The sequence below is a fragment of the Bacillus sp. TH22 genome (assembly GCF_016651015.1).
Lineage (GTDB): Bacteria > Bacillota > Bacilli > Bacillales > Bacillaceae_G > Bacillus_A > Bacillus_A mycoides.
On record NZ_JAEKER010000001.1, the window covers coordinates 2,677,065 to 2,694,649 of the forward strand.

The 17,585-nt window shown below is 34.1% G+C and carries 17 protein-coding genes and 1 riboswitch; of the genes, 7 read left to right on the forward strand and 10 right to left on the reverse strand.

Annotation, left to right across the window (positions count from 1 at the left end; genetic code table 11):
• Positions 1-485 precede the first annotated feature (485 nt).
• Together JFU18_RS13545 and JFU18_RS13550 are read left to right on the forward strand one after the other, a co-directional pair.
• Positions 486-2,012 carry an FAD-dependent oxidoreductase gene (locus tag JFU18_RS13545; RefSeq protein ID WP_201032378.1) on the forward strand — a complete coding sequence of 509 codons (1,527 nt, stop codon included), beginning with the start codon at positions 486-488 and terminating at the stop codon, positions 2,010-2,012.
• A 129-nt stretch (positions 2,013-2,141) separates the two neighbouring features.
• The gene (locus JFU18_RS13550) at positions 2,142-3,443 is read left to right on the forward strand and encodes an MFS transporter (RefSeq protein ID WP_201032377.1); all 1,302 of its coding nucleotides are present in this window, start codon (positions 2,142-2,144) and stop codon (positions 3,441-3,443) included.
• A gap of 134 nt (positions 3,444-3,577) precedes the next feature.
• Here the strand turns inward: JFU18_RS13550 and JFU18_RS13555 are convergent, their stop codons facing one another.
• Together JFU18_RS13555 and JFU18_RS13560 are read right to left on the reverse strand one after the other, a co-directional pair.
• Positions 3,578-4,360 carry a nucleotidyltransferase domain-containing protein gene (locus tag JFU18_RS13555; protein WP_201032376.1) on the reverse strand — a complete coding sequence of 261 codons (783 nt, stop codon included), beginning with the start codon at positions 4,358-4,360 and terminating at the stop codon, positions 3,578-3,580.
• 113 nt (positions 4,361-4,473) lie between these two features.
• Complete coding sequence (locus JFU18_RS13560; protein WP_002186823.1) at positions 4,474-5,583, reverse strand: PRK06851 family protein; 1,110 nt, start codon at positions 5,581-5,583, stop codon at positions 4,474-4,476.
• A 149-nt stretch (positions 5,584-5,732) separates the two neighbouring features.
• A riboswitch (SAM riboswitch) is annotated at positions 5,733-5,845 on the forward strand.
• Positions 5,846-5,930: 85 nt separating this feature from the next.
• Here JFU18_RS13560 and JFU18_RS13565 point away from each other — a divergent pair.
• Entirely contained in the window at positions 5,931-6,563 is a 633-nt protein-coding gene (locus JFU18_RS13565) for a cyclase family protein (protein WP_002091277.1), read from the forward strand.
• A 25-nt stretch (positions 6,564-6,588) separates the two neighbouring features.
• Here the strand turns inward: JFU18_RS13565 and JFU18_RS13570 are convergent, their stop codons facing one another.
• The 7 genes from JFU18_RS13570 to JFU18_RS13600 all read right to left on the reverse strand — a co-directional run bounded on the left by JFU18_RS13570 (position 6,589) and on the right by JFU18_RS13600 (position 12,392).
• On the reverse strand, positions 6,589-6,972 hold the full coding sequence (locus JFU18_RS13570; RefSeq protein WP_033708170.1) for a hypothetical protein: 384 nt from the start codon (positions 6,970-6,972) through the stop codon (positions 6,589-6,591).
• A gap of 229 nt (positions 6,973-7,201) precedes the next feature.
• Positions 7,202-8,428 carry an ATP-binding protein gene (locus tag JFU18_RS13575; protein WP_201032375.1) on the reverse strand — a complete coding sequence of 409 codons (1,227 nt, stop codon included), beginning with the start codon at positions 8,426-8,428 and terminating at the stop codon, positions 7,202-7,204.
• A gap of 143 nt (positions 8,429-8,571) precedes the next feature.
• Positions 8,572-9,837, reverse strand: coding sequence for an S-adenosylmethionine decarboxylase related protein (locus JFU18_RS13580; protein ID WP_085308883.1), 1,266 nt, complete (start codon positions 9,835-9,837; stop codon positions 8,572-8,574).
• Between the two features lie 232 nt (positions 9,838-10,069).
• Entirely contained in the window at positions 10,070-10,738 is a 669-nt protein-coding gene (locus tag JFU18_RS13585) for an LSm family protein (RefSeq protein WP_085308881.1), read from the reverse strand.
• A 177-nt stretch (positions 10,739-10,915) separates the two neighbouring features.
• Complete coding sequence (locus tag JFU18_RS13590) at positions 10,916-11,359, reverse strand: hypothetical protein (protein ID WP_016103225.1); 444 nt, start codon at positions 11,357-11,359, stop codon at positions 10,916-10,918.
• Positions 11,360-11,379: 20 nt separating this feature from the next.
• Entirely contained in the window at positions 11,380-11,904 is a 525-nt protein-coding gene (locus JFU18_RS13595; protein ID WP_002029525.1) for a hypothetical protein, read from the reverse strand.
• Positions 11,905-12,152: 248 nt separating this feature from the next.
• The gene (locus JFU18_RS13600; RefSeq protein WP_002029523.1) at positions 12,153-12,392 is read right to left on the reverse strand and encodes a helix-turn-helix domain-containing protein; all 240 of its coding nucleotides are present in this window, start codon (positions 12,390-12,392) and stop codon (positions 12,153-12,155) included.
• Positions 12,393-12,566: 174 nt separating this feature from the next.
• Between JFU18_RS13600 and JFU18_RS13605 the strand changes: the two genes are divergently transcribed.
• Positions 12,567-12,935, forward strand: coding sequence for a hypothetical protein (locus tag JFU18_RS13605; RefSeq protein ID WP_060751286.1), 369 nt, complete (start codon positions 12,567-12,569; stop codon positions 12,933-12,935).
• Positions 12,936-13,166: 231 nt separating this feature from the next.
• Here the strand turns inward: JFU18_RS13605 and JFU18_RS13610 are convergent, their stop codons facing one another.
• Positions 13,167-14,216, reverse strand: a complete 1,050-nt coding sequence (locus JFU18_RS13610) for an NAD(P)/FAD-dependent oxidoreductase (RefSeq protein ID WP_201034647.1) — start codon at positions 14,214-14,216, stop codon at positions 13,167-13,169.
• 330 nt (positions 14,217-14,546) lie between these two features.
• Between JFU18_RS13610 and JFU18_RS13615 the strand changes: the two genes are divergently transcribed.
• Genes JFU18_RS13615 through JFU18_RS13625 form a run of 3 tightly spaced genes read left to right on the forward strand, consistent with a single transcriptional unit; the run spans position 14,547 to position 17,557 of the window.
• Positions 14,547-15,464, forward strand: coding sequence for an iron-hydroxamate ABC transporter substrate-binding protein (locus JFU18_RS13615; RefSeq protein WP_000732562.1), 918 nt, complete (start codon positions 14,547-14,549; stop codon positions 15,462-15,464).
• Between the two features lie 48 nt (positions 15,465-15,512).
• On the forward strand, positions 15,513-16,553 hold the full coding sequence (locus JFU18_RS13620; protein WP_133059760.1) for a FecCD family ABC transporter permease: 1,041 nt from the start codon (positions 15,513-15,515) through the stop codon (positions 16,551-16,553).
• Complete coding sequence (locus tag JFU18_RS13625) at positions 16,550-17,557, forward strand: FecCD family ABC transporter permease (protein WP_002191791.1); 1,008 nt, start codon at positions 16,550-16,552, stop codon at positions 17,555-17,557. The genes JFU18_RS13620 and JFU18_RS13625 overlap by 4 nt, the downstream gene beginning before the upstream one ends.
• Positions 17,558-17,585 lie beyond the last annotated feature (28 nt).

Consider the following 17,585-nt stretch of genomic DNA (forward strand, 5'->3'; position numbering starts at 1 on the left):
TATCATAAGGAAAATATACTCACTCTATCGTCACTTAATTTTCGCTTTTATTATCAATGAAAAACATTTCTCTTTTTACTCTCTATCAACCTTTCCACATGATGAATCATAACAATAGAATTTCTATATTGTCAACAACTTTTATGACCTAGTAATAAAAGTTGGTTATATTTTTATAATTATACTTTATTTCACTAAAGAAAAAGCATAGATTTCATAAGGCTTTATCAGGTATATATACATATCCACTTAAACAATATAGACTCTATCTTATTCAAGAACTATCTATGTAATCAACAAATGGAATCACTTGAATTTAGCTTTATATAAATCCTACTTCTTCATACTGCCCCAATAAAATAATTATATTAAAATATTTTTTCTTTCGTTTAGTAAAAATAAAACGCTACGAAAACAACATACATGAATTCCATATAATATGGAAATATTAAAAGGAAAATTGTTCTAATTTGGAGGTTTTCAAAATGACAGATGACACATTTCCGCAGTTACCATCATCCTATTGGATTGAATCTACTCAATTTCCTACTTTTCCTCATTTATCCGAAAATATAAAGACAGAAGTTGCTGTTATCGGAGCTGGTATTACAGGCATTACCACCGCCTATTTACTCGCTAAAGAAGGAATGAAAGTCGTTTTAATTGATTCTGGTTCTGTTTTAAATGGAACAACTGGGCATACAACCGCAAAAGTAACAGCTCAACATGATCTTATTTATGATGAATTAATAAACAATTTTGGTGTTGAAAAAGCCAGGCTTTACTACGAATCAAATAGTAAAGCTCTACAATTCATAAACGAGACTGTACAAACATATAAAATCGACTGTAATTTCACAAATGAAGATTCGTATTTATATACAACTACCAATAATGGCCTGCGAAATTTAACGAAAGAATATGAAGCCTATCAAAAATTAAATATTCCTTGTGACTATGTTCAATCCCTGTCGATTCCTATTCCCGTACAATCTGCACTTGTGATGAAAAATCAAGCGCAATTCCATCCCCTCCTTTATTTAAAAACACTTTTAGAAAAGTTTGTGGAAATGGGCGGAAAAGTTTATGAGCAAACAACAGCCATTGATGTGGAAAAAGGAGATTATCCACAAGTTATTACAAAGGGTGACCATCGCATCACTTGTAAATATATTGTCTCTTGTTCACATTTTCCTTTTTATGATGCTAATAGCTTTTTCTTTACGCGAATGTACGCAGAACGCTCCTATGCCCTCGCAATAAAAGCAAAAACGGATTATCCAGGGGGCATGTATTTAAGTATCGATGATCCAAAACGCTCCATACGTTATACGACAAGCAATGGAGAAAATTTGATATTGATTGGCGGAGAGAGCCATAAAACAGGCCAAGGAATTAATACGATGCTTCATTATGATGCACTATATTCCTTTGCTGAATCTACTTTTGGAGTAGATGAAATTCCTTATAGATGGTCAGCGCAAGATTTAATCACGCTAGATAAACTCCCTTATATCGGACATATTAACGAAAGGAATCCAAATATATTTGTGGCAACTGGATATCGTAAATGGGGAATGACGACTGGAACTGCAGCAGCTCATTTACTGAAGGACTCCATTCTAAAAGTCCACAGCCCATATAAAGAACTGTTTGCACCATCACGCTTTCATGCAAATCCGGATATAAAAACTTTCCTCTCTCAGAACATTGATGTTGCTAAACACTTAATTGAAGGAAAAATTGAAACCGCATTACGTAAGCCAGAAAATCTTGAAGTTGGCGAAGGTTCTGTTGTACATGTCAACGGTAAACGAGCAGGTGCTTATAAAGATAAAGAAGGAAAATTACATATCGTCGATACAACTTGCACACACCTCGGCTGTGAAGTTGAATGGAATAGCGGTGATTGTACTTGGGATTGCCCTTGTCACGGTTCCCGTTTTTCAATTGATGGGGATGTTATGGAAGGTCCAGCAGATCAACCATTAAAGCGAGTTGATAACGAATAAAAAAACAAAGAAGTTCAACGGGAATCCTGTTGAACTTTTTTATTTTTCATATAAATTTCGACATACGCAGGGAAATATTAACATTAAATAAAATAATATATTCATCTACAAATAAAAGGAGTGAATACTATGCAACCTTCTGCTCCACCTCATCTAGAATCTACAGAAACTATCTTTTCAAGTTCTATTACAAAACTTGTTGTTTTTATTTGTTGGCTAGCCATTCTAGCTGACGGATATGATTTAGGTATTTACGGCGCCGTTCTGCCAAAGCTCCTAGAAGACAAAAGCTGGGCACTATCACCAGCCCACGCTGGAACAATTGCCAGCTATGCTTTATTTGGGATGTTTATTGGTGCTATTCTAGTTGGAACCATTACAGATCTAATTGGACGAAAATGGACACTTATATGCTGTTTAGCCCTTTTTTCTATCACAATGGGCTTAGCTGCAATTGCTCCTTCTCCTGAATTATTTGGGTTATCTCGATTTATCGGAGGAATCGGATTAGGCGGTGTTATCCCAACGGCTTCAGCACTTACTGTTGAATATTCACCAAAAAAACGGCAATCTTTTATTTATGCTCTTATGTTTACCGGCTATCCTTTAGGTATCGTGTTAGGCGCTATTTTATCCATGTTTATGCTAGAAGATTTCGGATGGAGAATTATGTTTGGCATCGGAATGATTCCGCTACTCCTCATTCCTTTCATTATTCGTTATTTACCTGAGTCCATTCAATTTTTATTATCGCGAAATCGACAAGAAGAAGTAAATAAAATTCTTAATCGCTTTCAAATTGTATTCCATGTAAAAGATGAAATTCCTGAAACACCATCTAATATACAAAAGAAAAATGGATTTCTTACGTTATTCTCAAAAGATTACATAAAAGCAACACTACTTTTTTGGCTCACTTATATAATGGGAATGTTTTTAATATACGGTTTAAATACTTGGCTACCACAGATGATGCGCCAGGCAGGATACCCTCTTGGATCTAGTTTATCATTTCTACTTATACTAAATATTACTGCAGCTATCGGTGCATTATTTGCTGGGGCGATTGCCGATCGTATAGGAGCAAAAATTGTTATTAGTATCTCCTATCTTATGGCAGCCATATGTATTGGACTATTAACAATTAAACCATCTGTTACAATCATTTATCTTTTAATTGGTCTTGCTGGAATTGGATCAGTCGGTATTACTCAAATATTAAATGCTTATGTAACACAATACTTCCCATCACATATACGAGCTACCTCCTTAGGCTGGGGACTTGGACTTGGCCGAGTTGGTGCGATTGCTGGCCCTATTCTTGTCGGTATTATTATGACAATGCAATATGACTTGGCGTGGAATTTTTACTTATTCTCCTTTGCAGGTCTTATCGCAGCTATATCTGTTTTCTTTATTCCTACAAAATAAAGTGAAACTTTAATCAGCCCTCACCAATCGGGCGTTTACGGGCAGTTGACCTCCCACCTAACTTCTTCGCTCCAGCCGAATCTTGAGGTGGGAGTCTTACTGCCCGTTAATGCGGGATAAAAAAGAGCACAAACTCACTTGTGCTCTTTTTCATATACTTCAAACAACATATCTCGAAATAATGTATTCAAACTCTCAATATCAATCCCTAATCCCTTTTCAATCCCTTTCACGTATTGCTGATAATAATCAATTTGTTCTTCTAAAAATTGATTTAACGCCTGAACTTTCAATCCAACATCTAATTCCGTACCCGCTTTTTTCTTTACTAACAACTTCTCAATCTCATTCAATACACTACGTTCTATAGATAGTTCTATAAGTAATTGGTCAAATTCTACTGGAGGTAATGTCCCTTTCTCTTCTAGCCACTGACAGGCTAAAATAGGACGTAATACATAAAAGTACTTTTTCAACTTTACATTTTCACCTTGCAAAAATTCACGATAATTTTTTGAAGCCATATGTAAGTAATGATATATCGTTGCTTTTGGATCAAAATTCTTTTCACTCTTTTGCTGAAGCTGCTCTGGAAAGTTAGAGTTTTTCGAATAAAAAATTGGTGATCGAATCCACTCAAGTAAAGCTGGATTTGACTTCGCGAATAGTTGCAATGCCTTTTTAATATCCCAACCACTTATGTCTAAATCATCACTAATTGGATATTCGATTACATCACGCTTATCATGGATTGATAAATACCATTCTACAGGGTGTATATAAACAAACCTAACATCATAATCACTATCTTTCGATGGAAACCCCCACGCCCGACTCCCTGATTCCACAGCGAATAAAATTTTCACACCATTCTCTTTTTCAATTCGCTCTAGTTCTAATTCAATTTTCTCTCTCATTTCATACCATCTCCATTTTTTGATTATTTCCCTGGGAATTCGACAAATATACGACTAATTTTACTATATACCAAAACAGCTGTCAGACAATTTCTGACAGCTCAATAAAGCACTTATTTTTTCTTTTCAATTACAGTAGCAGTAATTCGTTCAAACTCTTTTTGAATTTCCTCTTTATATGCATCCACTTTTGAAAAATCCATAGCAGCAATATAAATTCGTTCTAATTTATCACGAACTGATTTTGCTTTTGCTAAGAAAGACATTGCCTCATTCATTTTTGCTTTATATTGAATGGAAACGTCACGAATTTCTGTAGCATACTTCTCATCCGTCCCTGGTTTAACAATAAGAGTATACATATCTATAATCTCATCACCTTCGCGACTTGGAAAATATTCATGTGGTGCGGTACTATCAAAAATTGCAAATCCTAATTCTCTTACGATAACCATATCAAGACTATTCGGGTCAAATCCGCAATGATATACTTCAACGTCAAAACCTTTTTCTTCTGCTGCCTTCGATAACTTTTTAAGCATTGTTGATTTTCCAGAACCCGGGCGTCCTTTTATAAAATAACGATGTGGTAATCCTTCTGTTAAATTAGGAACAAAATCAACTGCTCCTTTCGGTGTAGCAGCTCCTAAAAAACGATGTTTCACAATCGATTGTTCTCCCTTTTTATCTGCAAATAATTTCTGAATTAGCTGTTCTGTTAGTTCATTTGCTTTATTAAAATCAATGTTATTAATATATATTTTCTCCCACTCATCATGTATAACTAACGCCTCTTTAAAACATCCGTAAGCAGATTTGAAAGCCTTGCCCGCTTCTAATACAAACCGTTCAATTTCTAACTTCTGCTTTCTTAATTTATCTGAGTCCCAAGCAACTCCTAAATTTATATACTCTTCAATAACTCCTGGCATTTTCGGCTCAATAACATGCGGTGATGTTCCATCAACAATTCCTACTTTTAATTTCGGAATAATCACCCCATCAACTGACTTATTATCAGAAGAACAATGCAAAAGTTCAATATCATATCCTTTTTCAACCCATTCACGCCCTATTGCCTTTATTAAAGAAGATTTTCCCGTTCCTGGGCCTCCCTTTAAAATAAACAACCTGTCTAGCCCCTTCAAATTCTCTTCGTATAAGCTGTGAAATCCTCTAGCTGTATTTCCACCGGCATAATAATTTAATACATTCCCTGTCACTGCACTCACTCCTTCGCAACAGTCTACTTACATAAGCTACAATATGCGAGCAACTTTATTTGGGTGAACACCTAATTTGTATTGCGCGAAAAAAGGAAATGAATTACAATTTAAATATCACGAATATTCAGAATTTAAAATCGAATAAACCTTTATCAAGAGAGGCTGAGGAACCGGTCCTTTGAAGCCTAGCAACCTCAGTTTATGCAAACTGAATAGGTGCTAATTCCTGCAAAATGCATTGCATTTTGCAGGATAAAACTCAACTAGTATGTAAAGCTCATCTTTCTTGATTATGAAGGATGGGCTTTTTATTATTTGAAAAAAATATATTGGAGGTATGTAAAATGAAAGTAATTGATCTATCACAAACGTTTGAAAATAATATGTCTCAATTTCCTGGAACACCAAAAATCCAACTAGAAGCCATTACAAGCGTTGAAGAAACAGGTTATCAAGTTACGAATTTTCATTCTGTCGTTCATGTTGGTACGCATTGTGATGCGCCTGCTCATTTCATTTCAGGCGCAACCACTATTGATCAATTACCCCTAAATCAATTTGTAGGCGAAGCTGTTCTTATCGATGTGACTCATGTTCAAGAGCGAAAATTACCTAAGGAAGTATTACATACTGTCGACATAAAAGAAGGCGATATTGTCATTTTCCATTCCAATCTATCTAATAAATGGAATACCGAAGCTTATGAGAAAGAAGCGTTTTATCTTTCCGAAGAATTAGCTGAAGAACTAGTTCAATTAAAAGTAAAATCTGTCGGTTTAGATTTTATTTCTCCTGATGAGGTAACGACAGAAACATCACCGATTCATCACATACTGTTAGGAAATAATATTTACTTAATTGAAAACTTAACAAACTTAGATGCCATTAAAGCGAAACGATTCTTTTTCTCAGCAGCACCTTTAAAAATTAAAAATAGTGACGGTGCTTTCGCAAGGGCATTCGCTGTTATTTTTTAAACATGGTCTACAAAAAAAGCAAAGATCACTTTTGACCTTTGCTTTTATATTTTTTATTTAAGTTAAAAAAGAATTGCTCCACCCTCGGTCGTATCCAAGCTAAATAATCTTTATCTTTCTTCTTTGTACAAGCTATCTCTTCTCCATCTACCATTTCGACAAGTTCTAGCTCTAACAGTTGCCTCGTAAATGCTACCATATTTACTTCTTCTGCTGGATATTCTTCTTTTAATTTCTCCTCAATTTCTCCCAATAAAAAACCGTCACGCATCATTGCTAGTGCATCAATCCAAAGTGGCGGCATTTCATATGTCTCTCCTGTAATCGTATCTTTTACAATATAGTTCTTTTGCTCTTTTCGAAATTGAATCGTGTGTAAACATACAGTCGAATTTAATGTTAATTCCATCATACCACCCCTTTCATCATATCCGCATAGAAAAAAGGATGCGCGTGCACCCCTTCTTTTCTTTTCATAACACTACTGAACCGTTACATGAGCTAAAAGCTCTATGTCGATATTTTCCTCCATTATAAACGAAGTTTTTTATAAAAAAAACCCTTCTTGAAACATTTTATAAAATGTTTATATTTACACAACAAGAACACTTTTCTGAAAAGTAATTTCGTCTAATGCACTACACTGTTGGTAAATAAATTTCCACTTTCGTTCCTATCCCCATACTACTTTCAATCGCGATACTCCCTTGATGTTCTTCAATAATTTTATATGTAATCATTAATCCAAGACCTGTACCATTCTCTTTTGTTGTATAAAAAGCTTTTCCGATCTTTTCTATTTTCTCATTTTCTATCCCAAGACCTTGATCTTCAACAGAAATACACAAGTTCTCTCCAGCTTTTTCATATGCCAGAATCCGAATATTCCCGCCTCCTGGCATCGATTCAATTCCATTTTTGATGATGTTTAACAACACTTGTTTTAATTGCTTATCATCACCATTTATAACGGGTAAATTTCCATCTACTTGCAAATTAAATTTCACTTTATATTGAGTCGCATAGCTTTCCATTAACTGTACAACATATAAAAGGATGTCCCCTATATTACACCATTCATAATTTGTTGGTTTCGGTTTTCCTAATAACATCAATTCACTAACAAACCCGTTAATCCTTTCAATTTCTTGTAACATAATGTCATAGCTCATCGTATCAGCAGGGTTTCTTTCTTTTTGCATTTGCGTAAACCCTTTTAAAGCTGTTAATGGATTTCGAATTTCGTGAGCAATTGTTGTAGACATTGTCCCAATAACAGCTAAATTTTCCGTCTCTTTCATATTGTTCATCATCTCAACAACCGTTCTTACATAAGACTGAAATCGTTTTAACAAAGAATGTGAAATAATGAAATAGAATATACATAAAACAAGTGGAATCACAACTTTTAAATCTTGTAATATCAATGTAAAAAATACGTACTTTCCAATTACACTAAAGGAAACTAAATAAAAATATTTTCTGTTCACGAAAACCGGTGCAAATAAAATTAATAACATTTCTACCATACTACCATGTTCAAAAGCCCTATCCGTTCGCAAATAAATCATTAAATTATTAATAAGGTTGATAAACATGTAACCAAATAAAAATAAATATTTTACAGAATATACATAGCCTCTTTTTTGAAGATATATTGAAATAGGAAATAATGATATTACAAATATATATACACCTATCCCAAGGCTACCTTTTGGCCATCCTACCGTTGTTCCATTAATATTCATAGCGGGATATACAAAATAATATATAGCGTCATATAAAAAGAATATAATATAGAATAATAATATAAATACTTTTAAAGCTTCTCTTTCTTCATAAATCAAGCTCTTGTATTTGTTCATATGAAAACTCCCCTTGATCGATACAAAAAAACATTTCCACTGTTATCTACTTAAATTATAAGTATGAAATTGCTTTCAGGGCAACATGTAACCTTCTAATACTAAAAGGAAGGAGATACAGCTCCTTCCTTTTCAGTTACAATTTATATCCATCTTACCCTATCATTTAGCAATCCATCTGTAAAATTATTATGTCCTACTACAAAATCCTTCATATATAAATTTAAATATTCCCCATACTTACTTTCAGTATTTAATAATAATTCTTCTACATAATAAGCGCCTTGTCCAAAAGTATCTAACAGTAAACTACATAAGCCAGCATAAATTCCACACCCTACTTGGAAGTACGTCGCATTTGTTTTATATTTTTGAAAAACTTGGCTACTATTCATTACATTATACATGTATGTCTCATTATGTTCATAAACGAGTAACACACCGACTAAATCTTCTCCTATAATATCATCTTCTGCTGGATTAAATACTTTACGATTCCAATTCCATAAATCTTCCACTTTGTCTAAGTTCTGTCTAATTAAGTTTGTTGTATACTCATTGATCCGATAAAGAAAACCCACTTCCATATTAAAAGATTTCCCTAAAATTAAAACTTCTTCATGTGGCATTAAGCAACCATAAAATTCTTTTTCACCTAACTTTACTTTATACTCTGAAGCATATACATCCTCATAAAAGTAAAGTGGACGATGATGACTCATATACATAGGATAACTCCATATCGCTTCATCAAGAAAACGCTCAACTGCCCATGATGCATAAAGTGTATGAGGTTTTATAAGCTCTTTATCATTCAAAAATGAATTATCATGTTCTACAATATAGCATGCTCGCGGCTTTTCATTTGGACGTTCTTTCATAAGCTCAACAACCATCCATTGAACAACACCAGGATTCATACCTGAGCCTATAATCGCTCTTGTATTTGTAAATGTTTCTTTCTCCTTCTCAAACCTCGTATACCTTTCCGTAAGCTGAAAACCAAGTAAACTATCGTCTTGATCTACTGCCTCATTTTCCAAAGCCGAATTAATATAACAAATGCCAAGGTCATTACAACAACTCAGTACCCTAATTGTATCTGCACCTGAAACATCAATAACAACCTTCGTTCTTTTTTCCTTTAAATGATGTTTAAATTTGACTACATCTTGAAGGTTTATTTCATATAAAAAAAATTGCTCTTTCAAATTTGGAAACAACTCATTATAATAACTTTTATCTTTTTGTTTTATATCCACCAAATGGAAGTTCACATTCTTTATCACTTCATAAATTGGATCTTTTTCATTTACTACCGCTTGATTCAAAATTGCTAACACTGCTTTTGCTGCTCCACCCGCACTGCCAAGTAATGTAATCGAAAACGAATCTGGAAACTGCTCCACAAACAAAACCCCTTTAATAAAGTAGTTGAGCAGCACTTCCTCAAAAGTGAGTTGAATACACAAAAAGGTAGCTCGTACACCTTTAGTACAAGATTGCCCCTTCAAAGATCACACTAACATACCTATATGATATTCAATTCATTTTCCCCCTCATATCCAAATCGAATTAAACAAATAGGCTCGACCTTTTCTTCCCTATATATAAAAGAAAAAGCCAGCCCTCTCAACTAGTCTACGGACAATGGACAGATTTTACATGTTGAATATTTACATACATTTTTGCATCACGTGCTTTTAATATTTCAATATGCCCTTCATCAATTTTCGCCATCTTTCCGATTTTGTTAGATTCTTCACCTAAATCAAACACCATAATTTTCCCAGACATTTTAATAAGCTGTTCTTCGAACGTTCTCGCTAAAGTAATATTTAATGGATTTACGGGGAGTTCATTTTTATTGAGGGAATAAGGGACTTGGTTCTCTTTATAAGGAATTAGCCATTTCAAATGCTTTAAAGATATATATACCGTTTTATAAACTGGACTATAAAAAACAATATAATCGTTCATTACACTTGTAACATAACCGTGTATCGGAACATTTCCTGCCACATAAATTTCTGTAAAAATCCCTTTAGATGTGATTAATACTTTTCTCAAAGAAATTGAAGGTGATTCCCTCTTAATTACAGAGTCCACACCAGGCTTTAATATTTCTTCATCATGCTCTCTTAAAAATTTATAATATTGGATATGGTATAAAGATATATATACATAGTCTTGTCCATTGTAAAGAACTACAATATCATTTCCTACATCAATTAATACACCTTTAAATCTTTTTTCACCGATTAATTTAACGTATATATTTTCTCCAATATTTTTGTTTAACTCATTCATCTATATCCTCCTTTCTATAAATACTACTTTTCCTGCCTTCCATTTCTAAAAAAATAATCAGGGCAATGTTCTGTCTTTTAATAGTAAGAGATCCTTTTCATATATCGTTCATAATTGTAGCGAAATATGAAATCGTTCTTCACTTTCAATCATAATGCCCCTTTTATTTATTAAACATTATTCTTCTTCATTCTTTTTGTTTTTAACTATTTGACTCACACTCTTAATATGAGAATTAATTATATAAATGACCTCATCACCGTTTACTAGTGTAATACTTCCATCATGTATATCACTTAATAAACCTTCCACACACTCTGGTCCACCACGATTAATCTTTATCCATTTATACTTCAAGTCATTTAATACATCTAAAAAAGTATCTTCATCCGCATAGAAACATGAACCATATTCTCCCGGTGCTTCTTTCACTTTCCTAACTAGACTCTTCACATGTTTCAACTGGTAATATACTAATTCTCCAAGAGGCAATTGTAGTGTAAGGTAATCTTTTCCTAATGATACGAGTACACCTACTCTACTTTCTGGTCCGCGAAGATTTACTTTTACATTTTCACCGACTAAACCTTTAATTTGATCACAGCATAATACACTCTCCAATTTTGTACCCTCCTTTCTTATTATCTTCCTCTACTTGATTGTCTTTGTGCACGAGCGCGACTTGAATTATTACTGTTTTCATTACTTTTCTCATCGCTACTCTCATCACTATTCTCTCCACTTACTGGTGCATTATAATTAACACTCTTAATATGAGATAGTGCAATTAATACCACTTCTTCTTTTATAATTAACGTTACATAATCGCAAGAAACGTCTTGTAAAATACCTTCAACTTTCTCTGGACCACCACGATTAATTTTCACCCAGCGGTATTTGAAGCCTTGAAGTAGCGTTTCAAAGTCTTCTGCACTGTCTTCTTCCGACCATACAGAATCACCTATCCCACCATCTTTCGTATTTTTTGTAATGCTTTTCAGATGGCGAAGCTGGTAGTAATGGTACTCTCCTTTTTCATTCTGTAATACGACGTAGTCCGTACATACTGACACTATTATTCCTTTTTGAGATTCCGGTCCACCTCTGTTTACTCTTACATAAGATCCAATTAATTCTTTCAAAAAATCCCAATGAAATAAACTCACGAGAAAACCCCTTCCATTAATTTATAAGCTTTTGCACTGATAGTATATGTATCTGTACAGGTTATGTTCGCTATGTTTGTCCCCGCTATGAAAAAATATGCTTTTAACTAATAGTACTAATCCCTATAAAATCTTCTTTCCCTTAAAGTAACTCTAGGATTTCGGATGACTTTTTCATCCCTTAATATAAAAATCCCCCGTATTAAGATACATTTCTGCATATCTTAATACGGGGGATTTTTATAAATTTAATCTTCGTCTTTAACATCCATATCTTCTGGAATTGGTTCGTTTAATATTTCTTCCACTAACTGCTTATATTTCTCCATTTGTTCTAAATGTGTATTAAACTGTTCCTTGTTTATTAAATATTGCTCTCCATCAAACAGTGCACGAATTTTCTTTTGCTGAATTAAGTCTTCAACATACGATTTTGGTAATTTCAAATACTCCGCAGCCTCTTCTATCGTTATATACAATGTGTTCATTCCTTTATTATTTTTTCATATATATAATGTATCTTACTTTATTTTTGTAAACAAATAAAAAAGATTTTGTAAATACAAATTAAAAAGCAGGTAGATGCATTCCATATATTGTATAATAGTATAGTAAGTATTTTTTAAAATATAGAATGGTATTACACAAAGGAGAGTTAACATATGGCTACTCGTCACATCATTACAATGTTAGAAAAAACATTACAAGTTGAAACAGAAAACACAATTTCTCATCTATCTAATTCTTTATCCGATCGTATTCTTTCACAAAGTGCAGCAGTACATGAAAACAATTGCTATCATACAATTGGCGAATGGTACAAAAATCATTTCTTATTCCAACAAGATGATTTCCTTTGGGCTAAATACGTTTTCTATGACGCATATTGTGAGGCTATAAAAAAACAAGGTCATCTTACAAAACGCGTTCGCCAAATATTAGAATCATTAGCTCGAAAACACGGAAAACAATACATTACGTCTATACTAAATATGCCATTTCCTAATGAACAGGCAAAAGGAACCGCATAATTTTATAATGGACAGCGCAAACCAAATGTAGATTCATTATTTTCTAGACAGATTTACAAATAAAACGTTCAAGTCTTTGTATTCCCTTGTTAAAGAAATACATTCATATGACAAGAACTAATGAAACCGGTGTCATGATAATGATTGAAAATATAGTAAACAGGAAAAACCCCATTTGTATCTCTCGTCCATAGAAATAGAGATGTAAATGGGGGTATACTTGTTCCTTTATTATTTCATCATCTGCTTAATCAATTCTCGATTTCTCTTCTTAAATACTTCATTATGGGAAGAAACCATTCCGTACTCACTTGCATCAGGTTGAATAAATTGTTTCGCTTTATTCACAGCATTTCCAGCATCTTGGAATGCCCCTGCAATTAAATGTAATTTTCCGTCATGCTTTAAAATATCTCCAGCGGCATATAATCCGTCTACCGAGGACTCACTATTTGCATTCCCTGCAATATAATAATTATCAACAATAGCAACATCTAGCTCACTATTTTCTAATAATGTTATATCGCGTTCATATCCATGATTAATAATAACTTCATCGATAGATAAATGAGAAACTTCTCCAGTTTCATGATTTGTTAATTCTATATATTCAATCGCTTCATGGTTATCACCAGCAATTAATTTTGTAATCGATGTATTAAAGAAACATTCTGCTGAACTGTTCATAAGTTGTTTTACTTGTGCTTCATGACCAGATAATTCTTCTTTTCTATATGTTAAATAAACTTTTTTCGCGATTGGTTCTAATTCGTTCGCCCAATCAATTGCGGAGTTCCCTCCACCTGAAATAATTACCGTTTTATCTTTGAAACGTTTTAACGATTTAACTGTATAATTTAAATTTGAGACTTCGAATCTCTCAGCACCTTCAATTGATAACTTTTGTGGATTCAATATACCACTCCCAGTTGCGACGATCACTGTTTTTGAAAAATGTTCTTCCCCAGAGCTTGTTTTCAACGTAAAAATGCCATCCTGATTACGAATAATTGATTCTATTTTTGTATTCAATACAACTTCAGGCTGAAATGTTAATCCTTGTTGTACAAGTTGCTCAATTAATTTCTCACCAGTAACCGGTAATAATCCGCCAATATCCCAAATCATTTTCTCCGGATAAACATGTATTTTTCCACCTAACTGTGGTTGAAATTCTATTATTTTCGTTTTCATCTCTCTTAGTCCACTATAAAAAGCTGAATAAAGCCCTGCAGGTCCTCCGCCTATCACAGTTACATCAAACAATTCTTCTTGATTCATTCGTGTCACTCCTCAGCTACTAATAATTGATTATCATTCTCAATAAAATATAACTTGTTTTTATAAATTTTACAATCAAAATCACTATTGACAATACACCTATATAAAATTATAGTATTTAAAGAATCAATAGTGATAATCATTATCAATTTGTTAATTATTAGCAACTGTGAGATTAAATCTTCTTCTATTACTATGGTGAATACTATATGGTAAAATCTCAAGTTCAAGATTGTTAATAAGACTTTTTTATTACCACTAACTTTTCAAAAGATCAAAGCTAAACAATTTATTGTATATCACATATCATCTATCAAAAGGAGAAAGACGATGAAAAAATTATTTATTTCACTAACAGTTCTGTTCGTCCTTGTTATGAGTGCTTGTAGCAACGGTTCAACAGACAAGAAGAACGACGCAAAAGGTAAGAAATCAGAAACAATTACATACCAATCTGAAAATGGTAAAGTAGAAGTTCCAGCAAATCCACAACGTGTTGTTGTCCTATCATCATTCGCTGGTAACGTAATGTCATTAGGTGTAAATCTTGTTGGGGTAGATTCATGGTCTAAACAAAACCCACGTTTCGATAGCAAACTGAAAAATGTCGCTGAAGTATCAGATGAAAATGTTGAAAAGATTGCAGAATTAAATCCAGATTTAATCATTGGTTTATCAAATATTAAAAATGTTGATAAGTTAAAGAAAATCGCTCCTACTGTAACATATACTTACGGAAAAGTTGATTACTTAACACAACACTTAGAAATCGGTAAATTATTAAATAAAGAAAAAGAAGCAAAAACTTGGGTTGATGATTTCAAGAAACGCGCACAAACAGCTGGAAAAGACATTAAAGCGAAGATCGGTGAAGATGCAACCGTTTCTGTTGTTGAAAACTTCAACAAACAGCTTTACGTATACGGCGAAAACTGGGGCCGCGGAACAGAAATTCTTTACCAAGAAATGAAATTAAAAATGCCTGAAAAAGTAAAAGAAAAAGCTTTAAAAGAAGGATACTACGCATTATCTACTGAGGTATTACCTGAGTTTGCTGGTGATTACTTAATCGTAAGTAAAAACAAAGATACTGATAACTCATTCCAAGAGACAGAATCATATAAAAACATTCCAGCAGTAAAAAATAATCGTGTATATGAAGCAAACATGATGGAATTCTATTTCAATGATCCACTTACATTAGATTTCCAACTAGACTTCTTCAAGAAGAGCTTTCTTGGTCAATAATACAAACATGAGGAATTCTTAATTTAAGAATTCCTCTTCCTTTATTCTATGAAAAGAAAAGATGTGAAACGAATGAAAAAAGAGCAAGACAACCTACGTTCCAACGCTTTTACATACAAATTAATTTTGAGTATCATTGCATTCTTTCTTATTTTTATGTTTGCAATGGTGTTAGGCGCTGCAGATACTTCTATAAAAGACGTATGGTTAGCACTTACTTCCTCTGCTAAAGGAGATAAGCTATCCATCCTTCGTGAAATACGTTTACCACGTGAAGTTGCTGCTATTTTTGTAGGAGCTGGACTCGCTGTTTCTGGTGCAATTATGCAAGGATTAACGCGAAACCCACTTGCCGATCCTGGATTACTTGGCCTAACTGGTGGCGCAAATGCTGCACTTGCACTAACACTTGCCTTCAATCCTTCTATAAGCTACCTTTACTTAACGCTAGCTTGCTTTATCGGTGCTGCAATTGGCGCTATTATGGTATTTGGAATTGGCATGGTGAAAAAGGGCGGACTTTCCCCTCTTCGAATTGTATTAGCTGGTGCTGCTGTTTCAGCATTTCTACTTGCAATCTCAGAAGGTGTTGGCATTTACTTTAAAATTTCACAAGATGTATCAATGTGGACTGCCGGGGGAGTAATTGGAACGAGTTGGAGCCAATTAAAAATTATTATTCCGGTTATTTCAATAAGTATATTTCTCGCTATCTTACTTGCGAGAAAATTGACAGTCCTTAGTTTCAGTGAAGAAGTTGCTGTTGGACTCGGCCAAAAAATTATCGTCATTAAAACAATTTTATTTATCATTATTATCTTGCTTGCAGGTGCTTCTGTAGCGCTTGTCGGAAACATGGCATTTATCGGCTTAATGATACCTCATATGGTTCGTCCAATCGTTGGACCAGATTACCGTTTTGTTATACCGATGTCAGCGATCGCTGGTGCTTCCTTTATGCTGCTCGCAGATACAATCGGACGTACAATTAACGCTCCGTATGAAACACCAGTTGCTGCAATCGTCGCAATTGTAGGATTACCATTCTTCCTATTTATTGTACGTAAAGGAGGAAGAACTTTCTCATGATGCAATCTATTCTAAAGAAACAACGCCTTATCATACTTGCATTACTCATACTTACCATCACAACAATTGTAATTGGAATGGGACTCGGTTCTGCCGCTCTCTCCTATGACAGATTAATCCCAACACTTATGGGACAAGGTTCATTTAAAGAAGAATTCGTTTTATATTCTTTAAGGCTACCTAGAATCGTCATTACATTATTAGCTGGTATGGCACTCGCTTTATCCGGTGCTGTATTACAAGGTATTACCCGAAACGATTTAGCTGAACCTGGTATTCTCGGCATTAACGCTGGTGCTGGTGTTGCAGTTGCTTTTTTCTTTCTATACTTCCCGATAGACGTGGGTTCATTTCTTTACCTACTACCAGTCGTTGGATTTATCGGTGCGTTTCTAACAGCTGTTCTAATTTACGTATTTTCATATAGCAAATCCACAGGCCTTCAGCCAATAAGATTAACATTAACCGGCATCGGTTTTTCCTTTGCACTATCTGGCGCGATGATTGTACTTATTTCATCTGCAGATCGTATGAAAGTAGACTTTATCGCTAAATGGATTGCCGGAAACATTTGGGGAGATGACTGGACATTTGTTTTAGCAATGCTTCCTTGGCTAATCGTATTAATCCCATTTGTTTTCTATAAGGCAAATAGATTAAATATACTAGCATTAAACGAGCCAGTAGCAATCGGTGTTGGAATTGAAATTGAAAAAGAACGAAGATACTTATTAATCGCAGCCGTTGCACTTGCTGCCGCTGCTGTTTCCGTAACAGGAGGCATTAGCTTTATCGGACTTATGGCTCCTCACATCGCCAAATCTTTAGTAGGTCCAAGGCATCAAATATTCATCCCTATCGCCGTTTTAATCGGCGGATGGTTATTACTACTAGCGGATACAATTGGACGAAATATCGTCGAACCTAGCGGTATTCCAGCTGGTATTGTCGTTGCTTTAATTGGTGCACCTTACTTTATGTATTTGTTGCTTAAGAAAGTGTAAGAAACACCCTCAAGATTTTTTCTTGAGG

Coding starts and splice junctions, on each gene's coding strand:
- JFU18_RS13545 (WP_201032378.1), top strand. CDS start 486: ATGACAGATGACACATTTCCGCAGTTACCATCATCCTATTGGATTGAA.
- JFU18_RS13550 (WP_201032377.1), top strand. CDS start 2,142: ATGCAACCTTCTGCTCCACCTCATCTAGAATCTACAGAAACTATCTTT.
- JFU18_RS13555 (WP_201032376.1), bottom strand. CDS start 4,360: ATGAGAGAGAAAATTGAATTAGAACTAGAGCGAATTGAAAAAGAGAAT.
- JFU18_RS13565 (WP_002091277.1), top strand. CDS start 5,931: ATGAAAGTAATTGATCTATCACAAACGTTTGAAAATAATATGTCTCAA.
- JFU18_RS13570 (WP_033708170.1), bottom strand. CDS start 6,972: ATGGAATTAACATTAAATTCGACTGTATGTTTACACACGATTCAATTT.
- JFU18_RS13575 (WP_201032375.1), bottom strand. CDS start 8,428: ATGAACAAATACAAGAGCTTGATTTATGAAGAAAGAGAAGCTTTAAAA.
- JFU18_RS13585 (WP_085308881.1), bottom strand. CDS start 10,738: ATGAATGAGTTAAACAAAAATATTGGAGAAAATATATACGTTAAATTA.
- JFU18_RS13600 (WP_002029523.1), bottom strand. CDS start 12,392: ATGAACACATTGTATATAACGATAGAAGAGGCTGCGGAGTATTTGAAA.
- JFU18_RS13605 (WP_060751286.1), top strand. CDS start 12,567: ATGGCTACTCGTCACATCATTACAATGTTAGAAAAAACATTACAAGTT.
- JFU18_RS13610 (WP_201034647.1), bottom strand. CDS start 14,216: ATGAATCAAGAAGAATTGTTTGATGTAACTGTGATAGGCGGAGGACCT.
- JFU18_RS13615 (WP_000732562.1), top strand. CDS start 14,547: ATGAAAAAATTATTTATTTCACTAACAGTTCTGTTCGTCCTTGTTATG.
- JFU18_RS13620 (WP_133059760.1), top strand. CDS start 15,513: ATGAAAAGAAAAGATGTGAAACGAATGAAAAAAGAGCAAGACAACCTA.
- JFU18_RS13625 (WP_002191791.1), top strand. CDS start 16,550: ATGATGCAATCTATTCTAAAGAAACAACGCCTTATCATACTTGCATTA.